General features: G+C 72.8%; 22 protein-coding genes and 2 pseudogenes. 8 read left to right on the top strand and 16 right to left on the bottom strand.

Translation table 11 applies throughout. The features are described from left to right. Nucleotides 1-8: 8 nt before the first annotated feature. Nucleotides 9-680 carry a TMEM175 family protein gene (locus ACQP1S_RS07590; protein WP_432904585.1) on the bottom strand — a complete coding sequence of 224 codons (672 nt, stop codon included), beginning with the start codon at nucleotides 678-680 and terminating at the stop codon, nucleotides 9-11. Nucleotides 681-853: 173 nt separating this feature from the next. Continuing rightward, the gene (locus ACQP1S_RS07585) at nucleotides 854-2,443 is read right to left on the bottom strand and encodes a Rieske 2Fe-2S domain-containing protein (RefSeq protein ID WP_091245946.1); all 1,590 of its coding nucleotides are present in this window, start codon (nucleotides 2,441-2,443) and stop codon (nucleotides 854-856) included. Nucleotides 2,444-2,805: 362 nt separating this feature from the next. Between ACQP1S_RS07585 and ACQP1S_RS07580 the strand changes: the two genes are divergently transcribed. Further along, nucleotides 2,806-3,027: a DUF2631 domain-containing protein gene (locus tag ACQP1S_RS07580; RefSeq protein WP_091245943.1), complete on the top strand. Its 222-nt coding sequence runs from the start codon at nucleotides 2,806-2,808 to the stop codon at nucleotides 3,025-3,027. 64 nt (nucleotides 3,028-3,091) lie between these two features. On the opposite strand, the gene ACQP1S_RS07575 is transcribed toward ACQP1S_RS07580, so the two are convergent. The 8 genes from ACQP1S_RS07575 to ACQP1S_RS07540 all read right to left on the bottom strand — a co-directional run bounded on the left by ACQP1S_RS07575 (nucleotide 3,092) and on the right by ACQP1S_RS07540 (nucleotide 12,383). Then, nucleotides 3,092-4,363 carry a DivIVA domain-containing protein gene (locus ACQP1S_RS07575; RefSeq protein ID WP_432904581.1) on the bottom strand — a complete coding sequence of 424 codons (1,272 nt, stop codon included), beginning with the start codon at nucleotides 4,361-4,363 and terminating at the stop codon, nucleotides 3,092-3,094. A gap of 22 nt (nucleotides 4,364-4,385) precedes the next feature. Then, nucleotides 4,386-5,537, bottom strand: coding sequence for a 23S rRNA (adenine(2503)-C(2))-methyltransferase RlmN (gene rlmN, locus ACQP1S_RS07570; protein WP_432904578.1), 1,152 nt, complete (start codon nucleotides 5,535-5,537; stop codon nucleotides 4,386-4,388). 104 nt (nucleotides 5,538-5,641) lie between these two features. Beyond that, a complete protein-coding gene (locus tag ACQP1S_RS07565; RefSeq protein WP_432904575.1) occupies nucleotides 5,642-6,967 on the bottom strand; it encodes a phosphatidate cytidylyltransferase in 1,326 nt (441 codons plus the stop codon). 452 nt (nucleotides 6,968-7,419) lie between these two features. Next, nucleotides 7,420-7,977 (bottom strand): ribosome recycling factor, encoded by a 558-nt coding sequence (gene frr, locus ACQP1S_RS07560; RefSeq protein WP_091245927.1) that lies wholly within the window; start codon nucleotides 7,975-7,977, stop codon nucleotides 7,420-7,422. An 85-nt stretch (nucleotides 7,978-8,062) separates the two neighbouring features. Beyond that, a complete protein-coding gene (gene pyrH, locus ACQP1S_RS07555) occupies nucleotides 8,063-8,830 on the bottom strand; it encodes a UMP kinase (RefSeq protein ID WP_091245924.1) in 768 nt (255 codons plus the stop codon). A 168-nt stretch (nucleotides 8,831-8,998) separates the two neighbouring features. Beyond that, a complete protein-coding gene (gene tsf, locus ACQP1S_RS07550) occupies nucleotides 8,999-9,826 on the bottom strand; it encodes a translation elongation factor Ts (RefSeq protein WP_363667002.1) in 828 nt (275 codons plus the stop codon). 132 nt (nucleotides 9,827-9,958) lie between these two features. Further along, nucleotides 9,959-10,864 carry a 30S ribosomal protein S2 gene (gene rpsB / locus ACQP1S_RS07545; RefSeq protein ID WP_432904571.1) on the bottom strand — a complete coding sequence of 302 codons (906 nt, stop codon included), beginning with the start codon at nucleotides 10,862-10,864 and terminating at the stop codon, nucleotides 9,959-9,961. Nucleotides 10,865-11,219: 355 nt separating this feature from the next. Continuing rightward, nucleotides 11,220-12,383 (bottom strand): hypothetical protein, encoded by a 1,164-nt coding sequence (locus ACQP1S_RS07540; RefSeq protein ID WP_432904568.1) that lies wholly within the window; start codon nucleotides 12,381-12,383, stop codon nucleotides 11,220-11,222. Nucleotides 12,384-12,617: 234 nt separating this feature from the next. On the opposite strand from ACQP1S_RS07540, the gene ACQP1S_RS07535 reads away from it, so the two are divergent. The 6 genes from ACQP1S_RS07535 (at nucleotide 12,618) to ACQP1S_RS07510 (ending at nucleotide 19,965) form a co-directional block, all read left to right on the top strand. Further along, the gene (locus ACQP1S_RS07535) at nucleotides 12,618-12,977 is read left to right on the top strand and encodes a YraN family protein (RefSeq protein ID WP_432904565.1); all 360 of its coding nucleotides are present in this window, start codon (nucleotides 12,618-12,620) and stop codon (nucleotides 12,975-12,977) included. A 127-nt stretch (nucleotides 12,978-13,104) separates the two neighbouring features. Beyond that, nucleotides 13,105-14,625: a YifB family Mg chelatase-like AAA ATPase gene (locus ACQP1S_RS07530; protein ID WP_432904562.1), complete on the top strand. Its 1,521-nt coding sequence runs from the start codon at nucleotides 13,105-13,107 to the stop codon at nucleotides 14,623-14,625. Next, complete coding sequence (locus ACQP1S_RS07525) at nucleotides 14,622-15,800, top strand: DNA-processing protein DprA (RefSeq protein ID WP_432904559.1); 1,179 nt, start codon at nucleotides 14,622-14,624, stop codon at nucleotides 15,798-15,800. Before ACQP1S_RS07530 ends, ACQP1S_RS07525 begins: the two co-directional genes overlap by 4 nt. A gap of 415 nt (nucleotides 15,801-16,215) precedes the next feature. Then, nucleotides 16,216-17,547 (top strand): serine hydrolase domain-containing protein, encoded by a 1,332-nt coding sequence (locus ACQP1S_RS07520; protein ID WP_432904556.1) that lies wholly within the window; start codon nucleotides 16,216-16,218, stop codon nucleotides 17,545-17,547. Nucleotides 17,548-17,671: 124 nt separating this feature from the next. Then, nucleotides 17,672-18,670 (top strand): tyrosine recombinase XerC, encoded by a 999-nt coding sequence (locus tag ACQP1S_RS07515; protein ID WP_091245892.1) that lies wholly within the window; start codon nucleotides 17,672-17,674, stop codon nucleotides 18,668-18,670. 113 nt (nucleotides 18,671-18,783) lie between these two features. Beyond that, nucleotides 18,784-19,965 (top strand): aminotransferase class V-fold PLP-dependent enzyme, encoded by a 1,182-nt coding sequence (locus tag ACQP1S_RS07510; protein WP_432904553.1) that lies wholly within the window; start codon nucleotides 18,784-18,786, stop codon nucleotides 19,963-19,965. A 257-nt stretch (nucleotides 19,966-20,222) separates the two neighbouring features. Here the strand turns inward: ACQP1S_RS07510 and ACQP1S_RS07505 are convergent. Then, nucleotides 20,223-20,768 (bottom strand): annotated as a pseudogene (locus tag ACQP1S_RS07505) (M23 family metallopeptidase); the annotation flags it as partial. A 180-nt stretch (nucleotides 20,769-20,948) separates the two neighbouring features. Between ACQP1S_RS07505 and ACQP1S_RS07500 the strand changes: the two are divergent. Next, entirely contained in the window at nucleotides 20,949-22,052 is a 1,104-nt protein-coding gene (locus ACQP1S_RS07500; protein ID WP_432904550.1) for a sulfite oxidase, read from the top strand. 61 nt (nucleotides 22,053-22,113) lie between these two features. Here the strand turns inward: ACQP1S_RS07500 and ACQP1S_RS07495 are convergent, their stop codons facing one another. From ACQP1S_RS07495 to lepB (ACQP1S_RS07475), 5 genes and pseudogenes are all read right to left on the bottom strand, one after another. Further along, nucleotides 22,114-22,437 carry a DUF2469 domain-containing protein gene (locus tag ACQP1S_RS07495; protein WP_011905215.1) on the bottom strand — a complete coding sequence of 108 codons (324 nt, stop codon included), beginning with the start codon at nucleotides 22,435-22,437 and terminating at the stop codon, nucleotides 22,114-22,116. Continuing rightward, nucleotides 22,434-23,246 carry a ribonuclease HII gene (locus ACQP1S_RS07490; protein ID WP_091245883.1) on the bottom strand — a complete coding sequence of 271 codons (813 nt, stop codon included), beginning with the start codon at nucleotides 23,244-23,246 and terminating at the stop codon, nucleotides 22,434-22,436. Before ACQP1S_RS07490 ends, ACQP1S_RS07495 begins: the two co-directional genes overlap by 4 nt. Then, complete coding sequence (locus ACQP1S_RS07485) at nucleotides 23,240-23,719, bottom strand: NUDIX hydrolase (RefSeq protein ID WP_432904543.1); 480 nt, start codon at nucleotides 23,717-23,719, stop codon at nucleotides 23,240-23,242. The genes ACQP1S_RS07490 and ACQP1S_RS07485 overlap by 7 nt, the downstream gene beginning before the upstream one ends. 58 nt (nucleotides 23,720-23,777) lie before the next feature. Continuing rightward, nucleotides 23,778-24,413, bottom strand: coding sequence for a signal peptidase I (gene lepB / locus ACQP1S_RS07480; RefSeq protein ID WP_432904540.1), 636 nt, complete (start codon nucleotides 24,411-24,413; stop codon nucleotides 23,778-23,780). Between the two features lie 170 nt (nucleotides 24,414-24,583). Further along, nucleotides 24,584-25,405, bottom strand: a pseudogene (lepB, locus tag ACQP1S_RS07475) (signal peptidase I); the annotation flags it as partial. Between the last annotated feature and the right edge of the window lie 38 nt (nucleotides 25,406-25,443).

Here is a 25,443-nt window from a genome sequence, read left to right as displayed (position 1 = left end):
CCGGGTGGTCAGGCGGGGGCCGGGCGGGAGGACGGCAGGTCGCCGGGGCCCCGGACCAGGTACAGCCCGGTCAACAGGAAGTACGCCGCGAGGCTGAGCACCGGATCGACGAAGGAGATGCCGAACGCGACCACGTAGAGCAACGGGCCGAGCAGGAAGCGGCGGGCCACGGCGCGGGCCAGCCGGGGGTCCAGCCCGGGGTCGAGCAGCCGCCGGCGACGGGCCCACCACCAGCTCAGGTTGAAGAACAGCGCCTCACCGAGCACCGTGCCCACATAGAGCGCGGCGGTCAACCGCTGGTCGGCGACGGTGCCCCGCAGGTTGTCGGCGAGCAGGCTGGCGGCGAACGGAATGGCCGCCACGAACAGCAACAACAGCAGATTGAGTACGAGCAGCAGCTGGTCGACCTTGACGACGTACCGCCACATGTTGTGGTGGGTCAACCAGACCTGTCCGACGATCACGAACGTGATCACGAACGCCAGGTAGGCGGGCCACTCGTGGAACAGCGCGTCGGGCAGCTCCTGCCCCTCGGGCCGCTGCGGACTGAGTTGGAGCAGGTCCACCGCCATCAGGGTGAGCACGATGGCGATCACGGCGTCGCTGAACGCCTCCACCCGGGAGGCGTCCCGCTCCTTCTCCCGCCGGCGCCCGAACTCGTACTCCTCCTCGTCCACCACCCCGCCCCACCCGCCCTGTCGGTCCTGACGTCACCGTGCCCGGAGTGCACCGGTCAGCCGGGCCGGCACCACGTCATGGTCGCCGGAAACGGGGAGTGGCGGGGTGGGAACGGGGTCAGTTGCCGCCACCCCATCGGGCGGCAGCGAGGACGGGAGCGGTCGGGAACGGCCGGTCAGTTGGCTGGTCCACCGGCCGGGGCGGGCGCTTCCGCGTCCACCCGGCCGGCGCGGATCTTGTGGCCGACGCTGGTCAGGCAGCGGCCGGACGGCAGGTCGAACTTCCAGCCGTGCAGTTGGCAGGTGAGCTGGTCTCCGTCGACGATGCCGAACCGGGTCAGGTCCGCCTTCAGGTGCGGGCAGCGACGCTGCACCACCCAGTCACCCAGGGTGATGTCCTCGGCGTCGGTGCTGCGCTCGTGCTCGTCGTACCAGCCCTCGGCGTACTGGAGGCGCTCGGTGGACAGGCACTTGAAGAAGGCGTACACGAACTCGTTGTACTGGCCGATCCGGGCCGCCGAGAAGCGGCAGGACAGGAAGAGCGAGTTGACCCAGTCAACCTCGTCGATGTGCAGCAGGTGCTCGATCAGCGCCCGCTCGGTGCGGAACCGGTAGCGGACCTTCTCGTCGGCGTACGGCCGGACCTGCTTGCCCGGGAAGTCCACCACGATGGATTCAATGGTCTCCCCGCCCGAGCTGTCGGTGCCGACCAGGTCGAAGCGGACCGGGCCGCCGACGCCCTTGGCCAGATAGATCGACTCTTCGAGCAGCGGCTCGATCCGGCTCTTCATCCCGGCCAGCACGTCCACCTCGGGGTGCCGCCAGGACGCCTTCTCCGCCTCGATGATGCCCCGCTTGCGCTCCCGCATCTCCTCCAGGTGCGCCGTCTTGTTCGCGAAGAACTCCTCGACCGGCTGCGGGTGGGTGGTCGTCGCGCCGGAAGTGGTCACCTCGGCGACGCTGCCGGGCAGCAGCACGATGCCGTTGGTGCCGCCGACCTTCGCGTACTCGGACAGGAACACCGACTGGTCGGGGAAGATGTTGCCCTCGTCGCCGTGGATGTCGTTGAACTGCCACAGCGCGTCGTCGAGGAAGCACGGCGGGCCGGCGATCGGGAAGACGTGGTCGGCCTTCAGGTCGTCGATGTAGCGCCAGGTCCGGTCGAACTGCCGCTCCCGCTTCTGCTTGCCGAACGCGGTCTTGGCCGCCTGCGGCAGCTCGTAGACCATCGGATACCAGATCGCGCCCGAGAACTGGAGCAGGTGCGCGTGCACGTGACCCAGCTCGGCGAAGACGGTCAGGTCGGTGGGGCGGGCGTCGTTCTGGTTGAGCAGCCGGACCCCGTCGTACTCCACCCAGAGCGACGAGTCGCCGATCGGGCCGTCGGTCGGGCTGGTCAGCGCCTGGATCATGATCTTCAGGCCGCCGTCCAGCTCCACCACCTGCTCGTTCGGGGCCCGGAGGAACTTCGTGAAGCCCAGCGCCCGCAGCTCGTCCTCCATCTCGGAGGTGGGGAACTCGGGCAGCAGGACGGTGGCGTCCTTCGAGACGAAGTCGCGCAGGTGCTTGGCGTCGAAGTGGTCCCGGTGCAGGTGCGACACGTACAGGTAGTCGACCTGGCCCAGGGTGTCCCAGTCGAGCAGGGAGTTGTCGGGGAACGGAAACCAGGAGGCGAAGTAGGCCGGATTGACCCACGGGTCGCACAGGATGCTGCCCGCAGCCGTGTCGATCCGCATGCTGGCATGTCCCGTACCGGTCACTCGCACCGCAGTCCCCCTCAAACAGACAATCAAGGTGTACGTCAGAACGCTACCGGAGGCAGTGTGGTCGACGGCCCGCGACGCCGGTAGAGCCGATCCGCCCCGTCAGGAAGGAGAGCTTGGACCCCGGTCTCCCGGCTCCCCCGCCCGTGCCGGCGTGCCTTCCCCGCTCGTGCCGGGGCGACTTCCCCCCGCTCGTGCCGGGCGACTTCCCGGTCCCTGCCGGGGCGGGCGCTGCTGGTCAGCAGCCGCGCCGCACGCCACGGCTTTCCCGGCGTGCCGCACCGCAGCAGGGCGGACCCCGCACCGGGCCCGGGGCAGGGCGTGCCAGACTAACCGGAGATCCGATCGCGAGGGAAGGACCGACAGTGGCAGGAAGCGAGCCGGTAACCGCGCCAGATCAGCACAGGCCCGGGCACCGCAAGGCCGGGCGGATCGGCGCGGTGCTCTCCGCGTTGGCGCTGTTGGCGATGCTGTGCGGCAACCACGAGGGCAAGGTCGAGGACATCTGGCTGGTCGGCCTGGCCGTGCTGTTGCTGGCGATCGTCATCGGCGACGCCGTGCTGCGCCGCAGCGGGCTGCGCTCCTGACGCACCGCCCTACACCTACGAGGGCCCGCCCCGGTCGGGGCGGGCCCTCGTCACATCTGGTGGATCAACGGCCGAAGAGGATGTCCTGGACGTCCTTGAGCGCGGCGTCGACCTCGGCCTCGAAGTAACCACCGGGCACCAGCCCGAACCGCAGCGTGTCCAGGTCCTTCGGGTTCACCGGCATCTGGTTGCGGCCCTGCATCCCACCGAGCAGGCTCTCGAAGAACCGGTCCACCTGGTCGGGGTCGTACCCGCTGCCGAAGCGGCGCACCTGGAAGCTGCGCCGGATCTGGTCGACCCGGTACAGCTCGCTGCCGGGCGGGCCGGCCATTGGCGGACCCACCATCGGCGGCCCGCCGGCCGGCGGGCCCATCGGCGCGGGCCCGCCCATCGACGGACCACCCATCGGCGGCGGCGACATCGGCGGCGGGCCTCCCGGACCACGACCACGCATCTCCCGCGGGTCGCGCTCGGGCATCCGGTCCCGTTCCGGCATCCGGTCCCGCTCGGGCATCCGGTCCCGCTCGGGCATCCGGTCGCGCTCGGGCATCCGGATCTCGGCAGTCATGTCGGTACGACCGTGCCGGCCCGCCTCGAAACCGTCGAAGCGCTGTTCGTCCGGGGGGCCGTAGCCACTACCCGGGCCGGCCGGCAGGCCCCGCGGCGGTGGGCCACCGTGCCCCGTCGGCCCGCTCGGACCAGGGCCCATCGGCCCACCGGGGCCCGGTCCCAACTGGCCGCGCGGTGCGTCGTACCCACCGCGCGGCGCGTCGTACCCACCGCGCGGCGCGTCGTGTCCGACGGCGAAGGCACCGCTCGGCTCGTCGTACCCACCACGAGGCGCATCGCGTCCGACGGCGAAGGCACCGCTCGGCTCGTCGTACCCACCACGAGGCGCGTCGCGTCCGACGGCGAAGGCGCCGCTCGGCTCGTCGTAGCGGTTGCCGTAACGGTCCGGCGGACCGGGCTGGGCCGGCATGGCGCGGGGCGGCATCGGCGGCGGGGCCGACGGCAGGCCCCGGTGGTCGTCGCGCATCGGCGGGGCGAGCCGGTCCGCGCCGCGCGGGTCGGCACCCCGGCCGCTGGGGGCGGCGCGCTCCTCCAGCTCGGCCAGCTGCCGCTCCACCCGGTCCAGGTGCAGGTCGACCTGCCACTCGTCATAGCCGTTGAAGCGGACCCGGAAGACGACGTCGTGGACCTCCTGGGAGGCCACGGGAGCGCCGACCGGCTGACCGGCGAGGGTCGCCTCCACCCGGTCCAGGAAGGCGTCGACCTCGTCGACCTTGTAGCCCCGGCGGAGCGCCTTACGCCGGAAACGCTGACCCTGACTCGCCACTATGTCTCCTGGTCTCGTACCGCTACGCCCGGTCGCGCCCGCGCGGCGCTTCGATGTCACTGTCCACCGCGGCAGCCAACTGCCCGCACGCACCGTCGATCTCGCGTCCCCGGGTGTCACGCACCGTGGTGGAGACGCCGGACTCCCGCAACCGTCGGACGAACTCCCGCTCCACCGGCTTGGCACTGGCGTCCCAGCGGCTACCCGGTGTCGGATTGAGCGGGATGAGGTTGACGTGCGCCGACCTACCGGCCAGCAGGCGTCCGAGCAGGTCGGCCCGCCACGGCTGATCGTTCACGTCCTTGATCATCGCGTACTCGATCGACACCCGGCGCCCCGTCGTCGCCGCGTAGTCCCACGCTGCGTCCAGCACCTCGGCTACCTTCCAGCGCTGGTTGACCGGCACGAGTTCGTCGCGCAGCTCATCATCGGGCGCGTGCAGCGACAACGCAAGGGTCACCGCGAGGTCTTCGCTGGCCAGTCGGCGAATGGCCGGCACCAGGCCGACCGTGGAGACGGTGATGTGCCGTTGCGACAGGCCCAGCCCTTCCGGAGCCGGCGCCACCAGCCGCCGGATCGCCGTGACGACCCGGGAGTAGTTGGCCAGCGGCTCACCCATGCCCATGAACACGACGTGGGACAACCGGGGCGGCGACCCGGCCACCGCGCCCGAGGCGGCGACCCCGGCGAGGTAGACCGCCTGGTCGACGATCTCGGCGGCGGAGAGGTTGCGGGTCAGCCCGGCCTGGCCGGTGGCGCAGAACGGGCAGGCCATGCCGCAACCCGCCTGGCTGGAGATACAGACGGTGACCCGGTCCGGGTAACCCATCAGCACGCTCTCCACCAGCGACCCGTCGTGCAACCGCCACAGCGCCTTGCGGGTGGCGCCGTCGTCACAGGCCATCTCCCGGACCGGGGTGAGCAGCCGGGGCAGCAGCGCATCGGCCAACCGGTCCCGGGCGGCCGCCGGCAGGTCGGTCATCTCGGCCGGGTCCCGGACCAGTCGCCCGAAGTAGTGGTGGGAGATCTGCTTGGCCCGGAAGGCCGGTTCACCGAGCTCGGTGACGAGCGCCCGCCGACCCGGCAGGTCAAGGTCGGCGAGGTGCCGGGGTGGCATCGCCGGGCGGCGGCCGGGGGCGTCAGGGTCAACGGGGATCACAGGCAGGCTCGTCATGGCTGGTCCAGTCTGTCACGCCGGTCGCCGGACCCGCCCGTCCGGAGGTGCCGAATCGGCCCCCACCAGGGGGACCGCCCCTGCGGCCCGGCGTGATTCATCCCTCAGCCCACCACCGGCACGAGGATCGCCAGCAGCAGATAAGCGGTGGGTACGGCGAACAGGACCGAGTCCAGCCGGTCCATCAGGCCGCCGTGTCCGGGCAGCAGGGTGCTCATGTCCTTCACGCCGAGATCCCGTTTGATCATCGACTCGGCGAGGTCGCCCAGCACCGCCGCACCCGAGACCGCGACCCCGAACACCGCGCCCCACCAGGGCGCCACGTCGAAGAGCAGCCAGAGCAGCAGGGCGCTGCCGACCGCGGCGGCGGCGACCGAGCCGGCGAAACCCTCCCAGGACTTCTTCGGGCTGATCCGGGGGGCCATCGGGTGCTTGCCGAAGGACACCCCGGCGGCGTACCCACCGGTGTCGGACAGCACCACACCGACCACGGTGACCAGCACCCGCAGGTGGCCGTCGCCCGGGGCCGCCGCGAGCATCGCCGCGAAACCGCCCAGGAACGGCACGTAGACCGCGATCAGGGTCGCCGCGGTGATGTCCCGTTGGAAGCCGGCCGGGCCGTCACCCAGCCGCCAGATCATCGTGCCCAGCACGGTGACCAGCAGACCCAGGCTGAGCGCGTCCGGCCCGGCGAACCAGGCCAACCCGATGGTGAGCACACCACCGGCGAGCAACGGCAGCAGTGGCGGGTGGGCCCCGCTGCGCCGGACCGCGCGGGTCATCTCCCAGATGCCCACCCCGATCGCGGCGGCCAGCACGGCCAGGAAGCCGGGGAGGAAGAAGAACAGCGGCACCAGGACCAGCGCGCCGAGCCCGAGCCCGACGCCGATGGCGGCCGGCAGGTTCCGGCCGGCCCGACCGGTCGCCGGCAGCGGGGTGGCCGGTCGGGCCGCGCTGGCCCGCCGCCGACCCCGGAACCGCCGGCCGGTCGGCGGCGCCGGCTCCGGTTCGGCGACGGGCGACGGGAACGACGACCGGGAACCGTCGTCGTCGCGGACCGGGGCGAACTGGGCGGTCGGCTGGTCGTCGTCCCTGACCGGCGTCAGGTGCGCAGTCGGGGCGTCGTCGTCCCGCACCGGGGCGAGGTGCGAGGTCGGGGCGTCGTCGGGGAGCGGCCGGACCAGGTCGCCGAGAGGGCGGTCAGCACCGAACCGGTCACCGACCGGCTCGTCGTACGGCCCGCCGTTCGGCTCGTCGTGTCGACGCACGGGCGGCCGGAGCGGGGCCTGCGGCCCGGCCGACAGGTCGGGACCGGACTGCCGGGGCGACCACGGCTCGACCTCCCGTTCCGGCCAGGGCAGCGCCGGGGGACGGTCGGATCGCTCCCAGCCACGAGGCTCGGTGCCGCTGTAGGGGTCGAGGTGGGACATCACGCACCGAACGACGGTACGAGTTCCACCACATGACGCAAGACCACAACCATCCCCTACCCGCGTGACTGCTTCCGGTTGACCGGCCCGACGGCCGATCGATCCCCGCCATTCACCGCCCGGTGGCCGGGAATCTTGCCGAGCCTACTGCACGGGCCGGCCGGGCACGGTGGACGTCGGCCCGGCGGTCCACCAGCGGCTCGCAGGCCGACCCCACCCCGCTGGCGCGACCTGCCCGGACCACCGGCCCCACCCCGCTGGCGCGACCCGCCCGGACCACCGGCCACACGCCTGGCCGACCGGCCGCCGGCTCGGCCCACGGGCCGGTCCGGCCCACGGATCGATCCACCGGTCCGCTTGACGCACCGGCCCGGCCGGGTGGGCGAACGACGGCGGCACCGGCGCGGCGCCGCCACAGGGGCGGTGCCGCACCGGTGCCGTGGCAGCCGGGCTCAGACTTCGAGCAGCTCCGACTCCTTGTGCTTGACCAGTTCGTCGACGGTGCCGACGTAGCGCTGGGTCAGGTCGTCGAGTTCCTTCTCGGCGCGGCGGCCGTCGTCCTCGCCGACCTCACCGTCCTTGACCAGGCGGTCCAGCTCTTCCTTGCCCTTGCGGCGGACGTTGCGGACCGCCACCTTGGCCTCCTCGCCCTTGTGCCGAGCCACCTTGATCATCTCGCGGCGGCGTTCCTCGGTCATCTGCGGGAGCAGGATGCGCAGCTGGTTGCCCTCGTTGTTCGGGTTCAACCCGAGGTCGGAGTCGCGGATCGCCTTTTCCATGGCATTGATCTGCGAGTTGTCGTACGGCTTGATGATGGCCATGCGCGGCTCGGGCACCCCGATGGACGCCATCTGGGGCAGCGGGGTCGGCGTGCCGTAGTAGTCGATGATGACTTTGGAGAACATGGCGGCGTTGGCGCGACCGGTACGGATGGCGCCGAACTCCTCCTTGGCGTGCTCGACCGCACGCTCCATCTTTTCCTCGGCCTCGAGGAGGGTGTCGTCGATCACCGGTCTCCTCGCCTCCTTCTGTTGCTCGTCGTGGGCTGGGCTGCTGCTGTGGGTGCGGCAGGACCGCACTGGTGGCCGGGAGCGGTCAGGCGGTGATCAGCGTACCGATCTTGTCGCCGCCGACGGCGCGGATGATCGTGTCCTCGCCCTGGGCGCCGAAGACCAGCATCGGCAGCCCGTTCTCCATGCAGAGGCTGAACGCCGCCGCGTCGGCCACCCGCAGGTTGCGTTGCAACACCTCGGAGAAGGTGATCGAGTCGAACTTACTGGCGTCCGGGTCGATCCGCGGGTCGGCGCTGTAGACGCCGTCCACGCCGTTCTTGCTCATCAGCACCACGTCGGCGCGGATCTCCAGCGCCCGCTGGGCGGCCACCGTGTCGGTGGAGAAGTACGGCATCCCGGCACCCGCGCCGAAGATCACCACGCGCCCCTTCTCCAGGTGCCGGATCGCCCGCAGCGGGATGTACGGCTCGGCGACCTGGGCCATCGTGATCGCGCTCTGTACCCGCGTCTCGATGCCCTCCTTCTCCAGGAAGTCCTGCAACGCCAGGCAGTTCATCACGGTGCCCAACATGCCCATGTAGTCGGCGCGGGCCCGGTCCATGCCACGCTTCTGCAACTCGGCACCGCGGAAGAAGTTGCCGCCGCCGACCACCACGGAGACCTGCACACCACGACGTACCACGGTGGCGATCTGCCGAGCGATGGCCTGCACGACGTCCGGGTCGACACCGATCGCCCCACCGCCGAAGACCTCACCGGAGAGCTTCAGCACCACCCGGCGGGCGCGGCCGGGCGGCGGTGCCGTCGGGTCGTCCGCCTCCAGGCTCCGGTCGTTCACAACCTGTGTCATCCGCCCCGCCCCTCCCGCGTACGCGTCGACCGCGCCGCGTCACCGCGTACCTGCCCGTTGCCGACCCTATGTGACGAGGAGGCCGCGGTGCCTGTCGCGTACACCAGCGGCCTCCTCGTCGACGTTGCGTGCCCGTCCGGGCGCGACGTGCGCCCGGACGGTGGCGGCTCAGGCCTGGCCGACCTCGAACCGGACGAAGCGGGTCACCTCGATGCCGGCCTCGGCCAGCACCTGCTTGACGGTCTTCTTGTTGTCGGAGACCGACGCCTGCTCGATCAGGACGTAGTCCTTGAAGAAGGCGTTCACCCGGCCCTCGACGATCTTCGGCAGGGCCGCCTCGGGCTTGTTCTCCTCGCGGGCGGTCTGCTCGGCGATGCGCCGCTCGGACTCGACGACCTCGGCCGGCACCTCGTCGCGGGTGACGTACTTCGGCCGCATCGCGGCGATCTGCATGGCGGTGCCCCGGGCGTCGGCGTCACCGGCCTCGTCGGTCTTGCCGCGGTATTCCACCAGCACACCGACGGCCGGCGGCAGGTCCTGGCTCTTGCGGTGCAGGTAGACCGCGACGGTGCCGTCGAGCTTGGCGAAGCGGTTGAGCACCAGCTTCTCGCCGATCTTGGCGGACTGCTCCTGGATCAGGTCGGCGACGGTCTTGCCGTCCAGCTCGGTGGCGAGCAGCTCCTCGGCGGTGCCGACGCCGCTGCGCTCACCGTGCTCGACCAACTGCTGGGCCAGGGCGACGAACGCGTCGGTCTTGGCCACGAAGTCGGTCTCGCAGTTGAGCTCCAGCAGCGCCTGGCCGGAGTGCGCGACGAGGCCGTTGGCGGCGGTCCGGCCGGCCCGCTTGCCGACGTCCTTGGCGCCCTTGACGCGCAGGATCTCGACGGCCTTGTCGAAGTCGCCCTCAGCCTCGGTGAGCGCCTTCTTGCAGTCCATCATGCCGGCGCCGGTGAGGTCGCGGAGCTTCTTGACGTCCGCGGCGGTGAAGTTGGACATGACTCTCTCTTCGGTGTTGAGTCTGCGGTGGGTGGTCTGAGGTGCCGGCTACCCGGAACGGGCCGGATGTGCCCGGCGGTGACCGCCGGACCCCGCCGCCCGGACTGGGCGACGGGGACGCGGCGGTACGAGTCACTCGGCGGCGGCGGTGGCCGGCTGCTCGGCCGGCTTCTGCTCGGTGGCGGCGGGCTCCTCGGCGGCGGGCTGCTCGACCGCCGGCTGCTCGGTGGCCACCGGCTGCTCGTCGGCCTTCTTCGGCTCGAGCAGCTCGCGCTCCCACTCGGTCAGCGGCTCGTCGCTGCCGACCTGACCCGCCTCCGGCTTCTCGTCGCCACCGCGACGACGGCCGGACCGGGCGATCAGACCATCGGCGACGGCGGCGGCCACCACCCGGGTCAGCAGCTCGGCGGAGCGGATCGCGTCGTCGTTGCCCGGGATCGGGAAGTCGACCTCGTCCGGGTCGCAGTTGGTGTCCAGCACCGCGATCACCGGGATGCCCAGCTTGCGGGCCTCGTCGACGGCGATGTGCTCCTTCTTGGTGTCGACGATCCAGACCGCGGCCGGGAGCTTCTGCATGTCCCGCAGGCCACCAAGGGTCTTGGTGAGCTTGGTCTTCTCGCGGAACAGCTGCAGGGTCTCCTTCTTGGTGTAGCCGGCGGCGGTGCCGGTCAGGTCACCCAGCGCCTCCAGCTCCTTCATCCGCTGGAGCCGCTTGTACACCGTCTGGAAGTTGGTCAGCATGCCACCGAGCCAGCGGTGGTTGACGTACGGCTGGCCGACCCGGGTGGCCTGCTCGGAGATGGCCTCCTGAGCCTGCTTCTTGGTGCCGACGAACAGGATGCTGCCACCCTCGGCCACCGTGCTGCGCACGAAGTCGTACGCCTTCTCGATGTAGTCGAGGGTCTGGCGCAGGTCGATGATGTAGATGCCGTTGCGCTCGGTCATGATGAAGCGCTTCATCTTCGGGTTCCAGCGCCGGGTCTGGTGCCCGAAGTGGACACCGCTCTCCAGCAGCTGACGCATGGTCACGACGGCCATGGTGGGGTACTCCTCAAGATCCCTGGTTGTCACGTCCGGCCGGTGGCCGGGCGTCCTGGTGCCTGGTCGCCGGCCCATGGTGGGCCCGAAGGAGATCGGGACCAGGGAGGCCGTCGCCCCACGACGAAACGTGGAGAGGGCACGCGAGGTCGACCGCACAAGGCGGTCGCCAAGAGGCCAGTGTACGCCCCCGCCCTGCCCGCCGGCCCCCGCCCCACCATCCGGCCCCGGGTTCAGGCTCCCGGCGGCGACGGTGCCCGAGGAGGGCGACGGTGCCCGAGGAGTCGGAAGGCCGGACGGGGCGGCACGGGGTTCGGCGGGCCGGCGGGGGCGGCGGTTCAGCGGCCCCGGCGGTTCAGCGGGCGGCGAGGGCGGCGGCGAGGAAGAGGACCAGCCCGACGGTGAGGTAGGCGGTCGGCGGGCGCAGCCAGCCCCGGGCGCCGTCGGCCATCGCCAGGCCGCCGGTGCGCAGCCCGTACAGGCCACCGGCGAAGACCGGCAACCCGATCACCAGGAAGGTGCCCACCACGACGTGTGACGCCGAGACCGGGTCGCCGGTGAGGCCGTGCAGCAGCACCCGCAGCGCCGGTGCCTCGAAGACCAGGACCGACAGCCCCAGCAGCGCCGCCAGCGCCGGCCGCCGGGTGCGGTAGACGCCGTCGGAGGCCGGTCCACCCGCGCGGTACGTCCCGTCCGGGCCGGCCAGGTCGTCCGCTCGGGGCGTGACCGGTGCCATCGGGCCGGTCGGCACCTCCAACGGGGAGGGCTCAGCCGGTCGGGTGGGTTCGACGATCGGATAGTTGCCCAGCGCCGCCGGCCGGACCGACTCGGCCCCCGCCAGCGGGCCCACCCCACTGACCCCCAGCACACCCGAGTCGGCGGTGAACCGACCGGTGCCGCTGTCACCGCCGCCGAGCCGCCCGGTCGGGGCACCAGCCAGCCGGCCCGTCCCGGTATCACCGACACCCCGACCCGTTCCGGCATCGGTCAGCCGACCCGTCCCGGTGTCACCGAGACCCCGACCCGTTCCGGCGTCGGTCAGCCGGCCGGTACCGGTGTCGGCCAGGCTCCGGGCTGTTCCGGCGTCGGTCAGCCGGCCCGTTCCGGTGTCACCGACGCCCCGCACCGGCAGACCGCCGAGCGGGCCCGCGCCGCCGTCCCCGAGCGGGCCGACGCCACTGACGCCGGCTTCGCGGGCGGCGCGTCGACCCACCCGGTCGCCGGGCAGTTCGCCGGAGACGTCCGGGTCGTCACGACGGGAGCGGGTCGGCCGGTACCCGGTGGTGCCGCCCCCCACGGCACCCAGCGGATCGGCCACGTCGAAGCGCCCCGAGTCGAAACGGCTGGCGTCGGCGTACCGGCCTTCCTCGGCGGCCCGCTGGTCGGGGGTGCGCGACTCGTCGTCGTACCGGCGCACCCCGCTCGCCGTACGCCAGTCCGAGTCGTCGTACGCGCGTTCCCGGTCGGCCGGGTACCAGCGTGACTCCTGATCTTCGGGGTAGCTCCGTCGTGCGTCCACGTCCGGCACCGTATGCGACCGACCCGCCCGACGCCATTCGCAGGTCGGACCGGCCGACAGCACCGATCGGACGGTTCGACGGACGCCCGGCCGCCACCCCCGTGAGCAGGGCTTCGGCAGATCACATAGCACGGCGGAGCCTTGATCGTCCGGTCGTCCACAGGGCGTCGAGTTGTCCACAGGCGTGCCGTCGGGTGTCGCGCCCATCCCGGCCCCACCCGCAGCCTGACGGGCATGACGAAGCGGAACCAGGCGGTCGGCGCGTACGGCGAGAGGTGCGCCGTACGGCACCTGATCGGGGCCGGGCTGCGCCCGGTGGCCCGCAACTGGCGCTGCCGCGAGGGCGAGATCGACGTCATCGCCTGGGACGGCCCGGTCCTCGCCTTCTGCGAGGTGAAGACCCGGCGGAGTGACACCTACGGCAGCCCCGCCGAGGCGATCGTCCCGGCCAAGGCCCGACGGTTGCGGGGGCTCGCCGTCCGCTGGCTGGCCGAGACCGGGACGACCGCCGACGAGGTGCGCTTCGACGTGCTGTCGGTCCGCCTGCCGTCCGCCGGCCCGGCCCGGGTCGAGCACCTCAAGGGCGCCTTCTGATGGCCGCCGACCTCGTAGTCGAGGTTTCCACCGGCGACGCCCCGGGCCGGGCCGGCCGGCGGCGCGCGGGAGGCTCCCGTCCGGCTCCCCACCATCGCGCCGGGCGATGCTGGGCGGAGGTGGCGCGGTGAGCTACGCCAAGGTGCACGCGGTCGGACTGGTCGGGGTCACCGGACACCTGGTCGAGGTCGAGGCGGATCTCTCCCCAGGGCTGCCGGCGGTGGTCATCTCGGGCCTGCCGGACACCGCCCTGCACGAGGCCCGGGACCGGGTCCGCGCGGCCGTGGTCAACTCCGGCCAGCGCTGGCCCAACCGTCGGATCACCCTCAACCTGCTCCCCGCCACGCTCCCCAAGTACGGCTCGGCGTTCGATCTGGCCATCGCGGTCGCCCTGCTCGGTGCCGCCGGTGAGCTGCCGCTGCTGCCGATGGAGGGGGTGGTGGTCCTGGGCGAGTTGGGACTCGACGGCACGGTCCGGCCGGTCCGTGGGGTCCTGCCGATGGTCGTCGCCGCCGTCCGCGCCGGCCTGGACCGGGTGGTCGTACCGGTGGGGAACGCGGCCGAGGCGGCGGTGATCCCCGGGGTACGCGTTCGCGCCGTGGACACCCTGCACCGGCTCGTCGCCTTCGTCCGGGACGGCACTCCCCTGCTGGAGCCACCGTCCGCCACTCCCGCCGAGACGCCGTCCGGGCCGGACCTGGCCGACGTCGCCGGGCAGGGGCTGGGCCGGCGGGCGTTGGAGGTGGCAGCGGCCGGCGGGCACCACCTCTCCCTGCTGGGGCCGCCCGGCGCCGGCAAGACGATGCTCGCCGAACGGCTGCCGTCGATCCTGCCGGCGCTCGACGACGAGGCCGCGCTGGAGGTCACCGCGCTGCACTCGATCGCCGGCACGCTGCCGCCGGACGGCCGGCTGCTGCGCCGACCACCGTTCCAGGCCCCGCACCACTCGGCCACCGTGCCGTCGCTGGTCGGTGGCGGCTCGGGGCTGGCCCGGCCCGGCGCGCTGTCGCTTGCCCATCGGGGGGTGTTGTTTCTCGACGAGGCCGCCGAGTTCAGCAAGGGCGCCCTGGAGGCGTTGCGCCAGCCGCTGGAGAGTGGGCACGTCCACCTGACCCGGGCCAGGGGCAGCACCCGGTACCCGGCCCGGGTGCAGTTGGTCATGGCCGCCAATCCCTGCCCCTGCGCGAAGCCCGGGGGCGACGCGCTGTGCGAGTGCAGCCCGCTGGCGCGGCGGCGGTACCTCGGCCGGCTCTCCGGCCCGCTGCTCGACCGGATCGACATCCAGATCAGGGTGCATCCGGTGCGGGCGGCCGAACTGATGGGCACCGACCCCGACGGCGAAGACTCGCCGACTGTCGCCGCCCGGGTCGCGGTGGCCCGGAAGGCTGCCGCCGCGCGGTGGGCCCCGACCGGGCACCGGCTCAACGCGGAGGTGCCCGGCCCGTTGCTGCGCCGGCCGCCGTGGCGGCTCGCCACCCGGGTCACCGCCGAACTGCGGGGACGGCTCGACCGGGGTTCGTTGTCGGCCCGGGGCTTCGATCGGATCGTCCGGCTCGCCTGGACGATCGCCGATCTCGACGGTCGGGCCGGACCCGATCAGGAGGACGTCCGGGAGGCCACCGGGCTCAGGACGGGGGAGGAAGTGTGAACAGCACCGAGGATCTGCACGCCCGGGTGGCGCTGACCTGGCTGACCGAGCCGGGCACCCGGTTGGTGCACCGGCTGGTGGGCCGGCTCGGTCCGGTCGCCACGCTGGACCTGCTGCTCGACGGTGGCGCACCCGACGAGACGTTGCGGACGGCGGTGGCGGCCCGGCGGCACGCGGGTGACCCCCGGGCGGTAGCCGCCGAGGCGGTGGCGCTCACCGACCGGCTCGGCGCGCGGATCATCGCCCCGCCGGACGACGAGTGGCCCGCCCCGCTGGGCGACCTGGAAGGGCTGGTGCTGCCTGGGGCGAGCCGGAAGGTCGACCGGGAGACCGCCCCACCGCTCTGCATCTGGGTACGCGGCGGGTGGCCGTTGGGCGAGGTGCTGGACCGCTCGGTGGCGGTGATCGGCGCACGGGCCGCCACCGGGTACGGCGTACACGTCGCCACCGAGCTCGGGTACGGCCTGGCCGACCGGGAGTGGACGGTGGTCTCCGGTGGCGCGTTCGGCATCGACGCCGCCGCTCACCGGGGCGCGTTGAACGCGGGTGGGGTGACGGTGGCGGTACTGGCCTGCGGCGTGGACCGCCCCTACCCGATGGGCAACTCCGCGCTGTTCGACCGGATCGCCGAGACCGGCCTGCTGATCAGCGAGTGGTTGCCGGGGGCGGAGCCGTTGCGTCCCCGTTTCCTGATCCGTAACCGGGTGATCGCCGCCGGCACCCGGGGCAGCGTGCTGGTGGAGGCGGCGGCACGCAGCGGCGCGGCCCAGACCATGCACCGCGCGATCGCCCTGCGACGACCGGCGATGGTGGTGCCCGGCCCGGTCACCTCGGCGCTGTCCGTCGGCGCGCACGAACTGCTGCGGGAATACGACCGCACCCGACTTGTCACCGGGCTCGCGCACGTGTTGGAGGAGGTGGGCCGGATCGGGGCGGACCTGGCACCACCGGCCAGGGGCGCGGACCGCCCGACGGACGTCCTCGACGACGAGGCGGCCATGCTGCGCGAGTCGATGCCCCGGCGCGGTGCGATCGGTGCGGACGCGCTCGCCGCCCGGGCCGGCGTGCCGGTCCGGACGGCGTTGCGCAAACTCGCCCTGCTGGAGGAGCTGGGTCTGGTGACCCGCCGCGACGACGGCTACGCCCTCACCCGACCGCAATCGTCCAAGGGTTGAGGATGCCCGGGTGAGCAGTCTCGCTCCGGTGGGGCCGGCGGACAGCATCGACCGGCCCGCCGAAGTACGAGGATCTCAGGCGCTGGTGTTCCGACCAGGGGAATCGTGGTCTCCCCTGGCCAGCATTTCCCACCGCGCTTTCACGAAGGCAGGACGACCCACGAACGCCAGCTTCGCTCGGCGAGAACGTCGGGCGTCCGTAGGCCGGCGCAGAGCAGCACCAGCCCGCAACGAGCAGCCGCATCCAGGGGTTGGAAGCCTTCACCATGCCAGTTTCCGTCGGTAGGACCGGTGGCCGCACGAGGACCGTGACAGTCCACCCGTCCACCCACCCCTCCCCAGGTAGTGAAGTTCGCCGCCGCGAAGGGCGTCATCCAACCGATCACACTGTTGAGAGGGTGCGATGATCGCTGCCGTGTCGATTCCCCGTCGTTCCGTGCTCGGTCTCGGGTTCGCCGCCGCCCTCGGGTTGGCCGGCTGCGCCAAGAACCCGCCCACCGCGCCGGCCGGCTCCTGGGCCACCGCCGCGCCGGTCGACGGTGCGCAGGGCGGCCAGGGTGCTGCGGCGGCCGGCCGGCCGAAGGCGGCAGCCCGGGGCACCGCCCCGGTCCCGGCCAGCAAGCCGCGCACCCTCACCGTGGCGCTCCAGCGTTACCTCCAGCCGACCACCGAGAACCCGAAGCACCCGACGTACGCCGGGGCGGTGGTGCTGGCGATGACCGCCGGTGAGCCGACCGACCAGCTGGCGGTCGGTGAGGCGCTGCGCTACGACGCCGGCCCGGTGCTGCTGCCGGCGGCGAAGCGGGTCGCCATGCGTCCCGACTCGATCTTCGACCTGGCCTCGCTCACCAAGGTCTACACCGCGATCCTCACCCTGCAACAGGTCGACAGCGGCCGGATCGACCTGGACGCGCCGGTGGTGCGCTACCTGCCCGAGTTCACCGGCGCCGGCAAGTCCACCGTCACCGTGGCGATGCTGCTGGCCCACACCAGCGGTCTGCCGGTCGGGGCCAAGGTGACCGGTTACGCGACGATGGCCGAGCGGTGGCGCGCGGTGCTGACCACGCCCCTGGTCAGTGGCACCACCCCGGGCACCGTGTTCCGCTACTCCAGCGTCGGCCTGATGGTGGCCGGGAAGATCGTCGAGAAGGTCACCGGGCTCAGCCTCGACCGGGCCCTGAAGACCCACCTGACCACGCCGTTGGGGCTGCGCTACACCGGGTTCAACCCCAACACCTGGCTCGGCACGGCCGACCGGGCCAACCGGCTGGTCGCCACCGATGCCCGCTCCTCCCGGGGGCTGCTGCGGGGCGTGGTGCACGACGACGTCGCCAACCACCTCGGCGGCATCGCCGGCCACGCCGGCATCTTCGCCCCCGCCGAGGAGGTGGCGGTCATCGGGCAGTTGCTGCTCGACGGCGGCAGCTACGGCGGGAAGCGGATCCTCGCCGAGAGCACCGTCGCCCGGATGCTGCGCAACGCCAACACCGGGCTGCCCGCCGTCGACCCGGACCGACCGGGCCGCACCTCCGACCACGGCCTCGGCGTGGTGCTCAACCAGCCCTGGTTCATGGGCAAGCTGGCCCGGCCCACCACCTACGGGCACACCGGGTTCACCGGCACCTCGTTCCTGGTCCAACCCGACCGACGCCGGGTGCTGGTGCTGCTCACCAACCGCGCCCACCCGAACTGGAGCTGGGCCGACCCGGATCCGGCCCGGGTCGCCGTGGCCAACACGTTCGCCTGACCCGTCGCCCTACCCGCCGGCGTCCGTAAGCTGGGCGGGTGGCCCCGGACGACCGCTCGCTCCCCCGTCGGTCACCGCCGCCCTGCGGGTGCCGCCACCGGTCGACCTTGGCGGAGGCGGGTCGATGAGTCGACGCGGTGCGGGCACCCGGGTCATCCACCAGGCGCTGCCGCCGGCGATGCGGGACGCGGTGGACGAGTTCGCCGCCCACCTCGCCCAGGTGCGCAACCGGTCCGCGCACACCGTCCGGGCGTACGTGGCCGACCTGGTCTCGTTGCTCGACCATGCCGTCCGGATGGGCTGTGCCGCGCCAGCCGACCTGGAGCTGAGCGTGTTGCGAAGCTGGCTGGCGAAGCAGCGGACGACAGGCGCGGCGCACAGCTCGTCGGCCCGGCGGGCCGCTGCGGTGCGTACCTTCAGCGCTTGGGCGCACCGGTCCGGTCTGCTGGCCACGGACGTGGCCGCCCCGCTGGCCACCCCGAAGGCCCGTCGGGAGCTGCCGGTGGTGCTCCGCGCCGACCAGGCCGCCACCCTCGTCGAGGCCCCGGGCGACGGCGGGCCTTCCGCACCGGGCGGTGCCGGCGGCGCCGGTGCGCCGGAGGAGGCCACGGCGGACGATCCGGTGCTGTTACGTGACCGGGCGTTGCTCGAACTGCTCTACGCGACCGGTGCACGGATCAGCGAGGTGTGCGGGTTGGACGCCACGGACGTCGACCACGAACGCCTGGTGATCCGGGTCCTCGGCAAGGGCAACCGGGAGCGGACGGTCCCGTACGGGCTACCGGCCCAGCGGGCCGTCGACCGGTGGCTGGCGGTCGGCCGGCCCGCACTGGCCGGCCCGGACTCCGACCGGGCCCTGTTCCTCGGTGCCCGGGGTGGCCGGCTCCATCCGACGATGGCCCGTCGGATCGTCGCCGGTTACGCCCGGGCTGCCGGGCTGCCCCCGACCACCCCGCACGGGTTGCGCCACTCGGCGGCCACCCACCTGCTGGACGGCGGCGCGGATCTGCGGGCGGTGCAGGAGCTGCTGGGGCACTCGTCCCTGGCGAGCACCCAGATCTACACCCACGTGTCGGTGGAACGGTTGCGCGCCGCCTACCGCCAGGCGCACCCCCGGGCCTGACCGGCCCCGGCCGGCGGCACCTGCGGGCCTGACGGGGACGAGGACGACAACGGGCCGCAGTGACCGGCGACGATCGGTCCGCCGGTCCCCGGCGTGCCGGCTACGATCACCGGATGAGCGTCCCGCCGCCGCCCGAGTCGATTCCCGGGGCCCGACTGCTCTTCACCCTCGACCCCTCGGTCAGCTATCTCAACCATGGCGCGTTCGGCGCGGTGCCGCTCGGGGTGCAGCGGACCCAGCAGCGACTGCGCGACGAGATGGAAGCCAACCCGCAGCGCTTCTTCGGCCAGGCGCTGACCGAGCGGCTCGCCCACACCCGGCGGCACCTGGCCGCCTTCCTCGGCGCCGATCCGGAGGGCACCGCCCTGGTTGGCAACACCACCACCGGGGTGGCCGTCGCCCTCCAGTCACTCGGTCTGCGCCCCGACGACGAGGTGCTCGGCACCGACCACGGGTACGGCGCGGTGAACTACTCCGTCGCCCGGGAGTGCCGGCGGACCGGTGCGACCGCCCGCAGCCTGCATCTGCCCCTGTCGGCCACCGAAGCGCAGCTCGTGGAGATCGTCCGGGCCGGGCTGCGCCCGGGGCGGACCCGGTTGCTGGTGATCGACCAGCTCACCTCGGCCACGGCCCGGGTGCTGCCGGTCGCCGCGCTGGTGGCCGTGGCGCGGGAACACGGCATTTCCGTGCTGGTGGACGCCGCGCACGTGCCCGGGATGCTGCCGGTCCAGGTGGACGCGATCGGGGCGGACTTCTGGGTGGGCAACCTGCACAAGTGGGGGTACGCCCCGCGCGGCACCGCCGTCCTGGTGGTCGCCCCACGCTGGCGGGACCGGATCGAGCCGTTGGTGGTGTCCTGGCAGCAGCCGAGCGGCTTCCCGGGGAACGTCGAATGGCAGGCCACCCTCGACTACACCGGCTGGCTGAGCGCCCCGGCCGGCCTCTACACGCTGCGGAGCATCGGCGTGGAGCGGGTCCGCACGCACAACGCCGCACTGGCCGCGTACGGGCAGCGGGTGGTCGGGGACGCGCTCGGGGTGCCGCCGGCCGACCTGCCCGACCCGGGCGGGCCGGGGGTGGCGATGCGGATCGTGCCGCTGCCACCGGGCGTCGCCGGCACGCTGGAGGGTGCGGGGGCGTTGCGTGCCCGGATCGCCGACCGGCTCGCCGCCGAGGTGTCGGTGATGGCCTGGAACGGGCGGGGCTGGCTCCGGCTCTGCGGTCAGGTCTACAACACCCCCGACGAGTACGACCGGTTGGCGACCCGGCTGCCGGCGTTGTTGGCCGAGGGGTGAACCGTCCCCCTGCCGGGGCGCGGACCGCACCGGCAGGGTGCCCACCCGTCCCGCCGGATGACCCCGTCCGGCCCCTGGCCCCACCGTCGGCCGGCGTCGGAGTCACCGACCCGGACCAGCCGGTGGTCTGCGTCGGGATCGTCCCGGACCGGCCGACCCTCGAAGCCGGAGCTGCCGGCCCGGGCCCACCGACCGTCGGCGTCGCCGTCCCGGCGGGACCCGTCGTCGCCGGGGATGACCGCCTCGACCGGTGCCGTCACCGGTAGCAGGCGGACCGGGCCGAGCCCCAGCAGGGCCAGCGGATCGAGGTATTCCCGGTCCCGGCGGGCCCCCCAGTGCAGACACCCTCCGGTCGGGGTGGAAGCCCCCGCCGTGGAGCAGCCAGGATGCCCGCCCAGCAGCGCTCCCAGTGGTGCACCGAGCGCCACGACGTCCCCGGGGTGCACCTCGGGATGGACCGGCTCGTAGGTGGTCCGCAGACCCCCGGGGTGGCCGACGGTGACCACCGGCCGGCCGGCGACCATGCCGGCGAAGAGCACGGTGCCGGCCCCGGCGGCCCGGACGGTGGCACCGGGCGCGGCGGCCAGGTCCACGCCCCGGTGGCCGGGAAGCCACGGCAGCGGAGGCGGGTCGAACCGGCGTACCGGCCGGGGTGGGCCGTCGAGTGGCCACCGGAACACCGGTGCCGGCACGACCCGGACCGGGGCGGATGGTGGTGGGGTGGACCGCCCGGGGAGCCAGTGGGAGCCGATCACGAGCACGGCGGTCCCGAGGGCCACCGCCTGCCGCAGTCCTGTGCGCATCACCGCAGCATGTCGGGACCGACGGACCGACGCCACGGACCGGTTGTCCGCTGTGGATGACGGGACCGACTGTGGAGAACGCCCGCCCGGCCCGATGATCTGCTAAGACGGCGAGGCTGCGGACGATCCACCGGTCTAGGCTGGCGGCATCGCAGGCGGGCGCAGACCGGGAGGCCACCGATGACCATGGACGAGGTGAGCCGACCGTCGCGGGTCGCCGGGGCGGATGAGGCGATCAGCCCGGAGGAGCTCCAACTGGCCGCCCGCAACCACGGCATCCCGCTCGAAGCGCTGCGCTACGACGTCACCCCCGCCGGCCTGCACTACCTGCTCATCCACTACGACATCCCCGACCTCGACCCGGTGGCCCACACGCTGACCGTGGACGGCGCGGTGGGTCAGCCGCTCCGGCTCGGGCTGACCGAGCTGCGCGAACGCCCCCGGGTGACCCGCCGGGTCGCGATGGAGTGCGCCGGCAACGGTCGAGCGCTGTTACATCCCCGTCCGGTCAGCCAGCCGTGGCTGGTGGAGGCGGCGGGCAACGCCGAGTGGACCGGCACCCCGTTGGCGCCGTTGCTGCGCGAGGCCGGGATCGCGCCGGAGGCGGTGGACGTGGTGTTCACCGGTGCCGACCATGGCGTCGAGCGCGGGGTGGAGCAGGACTACCAGCGGGCCCTGCCGGTCGCCGACGCGCTGCGCGACGAGGTGCTGCTGGCGTACGAGATGAACGGCGCTCCCCTGCTGCCCCAGCACGGCGCACCGCTGCGGCTGATCGTCCCCGGCTGGTACGGCATGGCGCACGTCAAGTGGTTGCGGGCGATCAGCGTGCTGACCGGGGAGTTCGACGGCTACCAGAACGCGGTGGCCTACCGGCTGCGGCGCGACGCCGACGACCCGGGTGTGCCGGTGACCCGGATCGAGCCCCGGGCACTGGTCCGGCCGCCGGGCTTCCCGGACTTCATGTCCCGCAGCAGGGTGCTGCGTCCGGGACCGTGCACGGTGGACGGACGTGCCTGGTCGGGGCACGGCCCGGTGGTGGTGGTCGAGGTGACCACCGACGGCGGGGTGAGCTGGACACCGGCCACCCTGGACCCGCCGACCGGTGGCGAGTGGTCCTGGCGACGCTGGCGGTACGAGTGGACGCCGCAGCCCGGCCGTTACTCGCTGGGGGCGCGGGCGACCGACGCGTCGGGGCGTACCCAGCCGGTGGAGCAACCCTGGAACCGGGGTGGCTTCGCCAACAACCTGATCCAGCGGGTCGACGTGCTCGTCGTCGGGGAGTGAGGCCGGCGGCGGGACGGGCCCCGGCCCGGCGTCGGCGGCGGGGGCCGACGCGGGGCGGGGGTCAGCTACCGAAGCCCGAGTCGGCGGGCAGCGAGATGTCGGGCTTCTCCAACTCCTCGACGTTGACGTCCTTGAACGTCATCACCCGGACGTTCTTGACGAAGCGGGCCGGGCGGTACATGTCCCAGACCCAGGCGTCGTGCATCTCGACCTCGAAGTAGACCTCGCCGTCGGAGTTGCGCACGTGCAGGTCCACCTGGTTGGCGAGGTAGAACCGGCGTTCCGTCTCCACCACGTAGGAGAACTGACGGACAATGTCGCGGTACTCCCGGTAGAGCTGCAGCTCCATCTCGGTCTCGTACTTCTCGAGATCTTCCGCGCTCATCGCACTCCGCCTTCCATGACCACATCTTCCCCCACCGGTGCCGGAGGCCGAGGCTGCTCGCCCAACGCCACGCCGACGGTACCCCCTGCCGGGCCCGAGCGCTCCATCGGCTCGGGAGCGGCTGCGCCGAGCGGCCGACGGGCCCGGGGCGGGGCACCCTCCCGGCCGGAGACGGCAGCGACATTGACGTACGAGAACCGGTGCTCCACGCAGGGACCGCGCTCCCGCAGCGCCTCGGTGTGCTCGGCCGTGGCGTACCCCTTGTGCTCGGCGAAGCCGTAGCCCGGGTGGCGTCCGTCCAGCTCCACCATGATCCGGTCCCGGGTGACCTTGGCCAGCACGCTGGCCGCCGCCACGCAGGCCGCCACCCGGTCACCCTTCCAGACCGCCAGCCCCGGCACGTCCAACCCGTCCACCCCGAAGCCGTCGGTGAGCACGTACTCCGGTCGGGTGGTCAGCGAGGCCAGGGCCCGGCGCATCGCGGCCAGGTTGCACACGTGCAGCCCCCGGGCGTCGACCTCCTCGGCGGGGATGACCACCACCGCGTACGCCAGGGCACGGGCGACCACCTCGGCGTACACCCGCTCCCGGCTGGCCGGGGTGAGCAGCTTGGAGTCGGCCAGCCCCTCGATCTCGCCGCGCCGTCCCTCGGGGAGCACCGCGGCGGCGGCCACCAGCGGGCCGGCGCAGGCTCCCCGGCCGGCCTCGTCCGCGCCCGCGACATGCCGGAAGCCGCGGCGTTGCAGAGCCCGCTCCAGCGCGTAGAGCCCACCGTCGCGGCGCACCACCGTGCGCGGCGGGGTCAGCACGACGCCTCCGACGCGGGGGCCGCCGTCAGCACCTGGGTCAGCAGGACCGCCAGGTCGGCGGGATAGCACCGCTCGGCGGTGTCGGCCAGTTCGGCCGCCGACCACCAGCGGTGTCCGGTGACGCTGGCCCGCTCGATCTCGTCGAAGCCGGCCGTGTCCACCTGCCAGGCGGGCACCCGGACCACGAAGAACTCCTGTTCCTGGCGGTACCACACGCCGTCGAAGGGAAACTCGATCGTCTCGGACCGGACCGACCCGCCCAGCTCGGCCGGCGTGAGCCGTAGCCCGGTCTCCTCGGCCAACTCCCGGGCCGCCCCGGCAGCCGGGGACTCCTCCGGGATGAGCCCGCCGCCGGGGGTGAACCAGTACCGGTGGCCCGGACGGGCCGGATCGATGCCCTCGAAGAGGAGCACCCGGTCGGACGCGTCGACGAGCAGCACGCGGGCCGCACGACGGGGGTGGAAGACGGTCACCGCATCAGCCTGCCAGACGGCCCCGACGCTCGGCCACGCCCCGGTGGTCTCGCCCCGGTCAGGGTTGGGGAATCCCGTCGAACGACTTCGGCACGGTGAGCCAGGTGGCCCGGTCGAACGGCCAGAAGACGGTGAAGGCCCGACCCACCACCTCACCCTCGGGGATGGTGGCGCTGTCGATGTTGCGGCCGGACTGCTGCCAGTGCTCCAGGGAGTCGCCGGAGGCCGAACGGTGGTCACCCATCACCCAGAGCCGTCCCGTCGGGACGGTGATGTCGAACTCCTGGTCGGCGGGCTTGTCCTGCTGACCGTTGGCGGAGTAGATGTACGGCTCGTCGAGGGACTTCCCGTTGATCGTCAGCCGATCCTGCGCGTCGCAGCAGACCACGTGGTCACCGCCGACCCCGATCACCCGCTTGATGAAGTCTTCGCCGTCCGGGTTGCCGCTCCACTCGGTCGGCGCCTTGAACACCACCACCTCACCCCGGTGCGGTGAGCGGAAGTCATAGACCAGCTTGTTGACCAGCACCCGATCGTCGATCTTGAGAGTGTTCTCCATGGAAGGTGACGGGATGAAGAAGGTCTGCAGCACGAATGCGCGGACCAGCACCGCCACCAGAATCGCGACGCCCAGGAGAATGGGCAGCTCCTTCCAGAAGGAACTGCGCGGCTTGTCGGTCTGCTCGTCAATCACGGGTGGAGCCTACGTCGCCGGAGCCGAACGGGCCGCCCGGAACGCCGGAGGTGTCCCGGCCAGCCGGAACGCCGCAGCCGTTCCCGGCGCAGGTGTGGTGGTCGGCCGGAACCTGCGGACCGGCCGGGGCCGGGGGGCCACACCCGTCGCCCGGAGCGGACGACGGCCGCGAGCAGCGCGGCGACCGGGAGGAGCAGGACCACGTCACCGGTCGGGGTCGGCCGGACCGGTGCCGGGGCGTTGGGCGCGGCGGCGGAGTCGGCCACCCGTTCGAAGGTGGCCGGCACCGGAAGCGACGCCCACCGGGAGGACGGCCACACCACCATGAACGCCCGGCCGACCACGTTGTCGATCGGCACCGGGCCCTGGCAGCGGGCATCCTGGGAGACCAGCCGGTGGTCGCCCATCACGAAGATCTGATCCGGGGGTACGACCACCTCGTCGAACCGCCGGGACCGGCACTCCTTGGGGTTCGGCGGCACGTCCAGCGGGGAGTCGCGCACCACGTACGGTTCGTCCAGCGGGATGCCGTTGACCAGCACCCGGCCCTGGTCGTCGCAGCACTTGACCCGGTCGCCGGGCAACCCGATCACCCGTTTGATGAAGTCCTTCTCGCCGGGGCGGCCCACGCCGATCAGGTCGCCGAGGGTACGCCCGATCCTGCCGACGGCACCGGCCGGCGGCGCAGGGCTCTCCAGGGCGACCCACTTGTCGGTGCCCCGGAACACCACCACCTCGCCGCGCAGCGGGTCCCGCACGTCGTAGACGACCTTGTTGACCAGGACCCGGTCGCCGATGAGGAGGGTGTCCTCCATCGAGCTGGACGGGATGAAGAATGCCTGGAGCAGGAAGGTGCGGATCAGCACCGCGAGACAGAAGGCCACGATCAACAGGAGTGGCAACTCCTGCCAGAGGGGCATCTGCCGACGGGTGGGTCGGGTCCGCCGACGCCAAGGGTCGGCCGTGTCGTTCGAGTCAAGCACCTGCACCACGCCACTCCCCGGTCCGCAGAAACGACACTACCGCCCGG

Origin of the sequence: Micromonospora matsumotoense, from assembly GCF_050951065.1 — a bacterium.
Lineage (GTDB): Bacteria > Actinomycetota > Actinomycetes > Mycobacteriales > Micromonosporaceae > Micromonospora > Micromonospora matsumotoensis.
This window is presented reverse-complemented; position numbering and strand designations above follow the sequence as displayed.

Excerpts from the sequence above, each read along its gene's own strand:
- rlmN (WP_432904578.1), bottom strand. The coding sequence starts at position 5,537 with ATGACGAGCCTGCCTGTGATCCCCGTTGACCCTGACGCCCCCGGCCGC.
- ACQP1S_RS07565 (WP_432904575.1), bottom strand. The coding sequence starts at position 6,967 with ATGTCCCACCTCGACCCCTACAGCGGCACCGAGCCTCGTGGCTGGGAG.
- pyrH (WP_091245924.1), bottom strand. The coding sequence starts at position 8,830 with ATGACACAGGTTGTGAACGACCGGAGCCTGGAGGCGGACGACCCGACG.
- tsf (WP_363667002.1), bottom strand. The coding sequence starts at position 9,826 with ATGTCCAACTTCACCGCCGCGGACGTCAAGAAGCTCCGCGACCTCACC.
- rpsB (WP_432904571.1), bottom strand. The coding sequence starts at position 10,864 with ATGGCCGTCGTGACCATGCGTCAGCTGCTGGAGAGCGGTGTCCACTTC.
- ACQP1S_RS07535 (WP_432904565.1), top strand. The coding sequence starts at position 12,618 with ATGACGAAGCGGAACCAGGCGGTCGGCGCGTACGGCGAGAGGTGCGCC.
- ACQP1S_RS07515 (WP_091245892.1), top strand. The coding sequence starts at position 17,672 with ATGAGTCGACGCGGTGCGGGCACCCGGGTCATCCACCAGGCGCTGCCG.
- ACQP1S_RS07510 (WP_432904553.1), top strand. The coding sequence starts at position 18,784 with ATGAGCGTCCCGCCGCCGCCCGAGTCGATTCCCGGGGCCCGACTGCTC.
- ACQP1S_RS07500 (WP_432904550.1), top strand. The coding sequence starts at position 20,949 with ATGACCATGGACGAGGTGAGCCGACCGTCGCGGGTCGCCGGGGCGGAT.
- ACQP1S_RS07495 (WP_011905215.1), bottom strand. The coding sequence starts at position 22,437 with ATGAGCGCGGAAGATCTCGAGAAGTACGAGACCGAGATGGAGCTGCAG.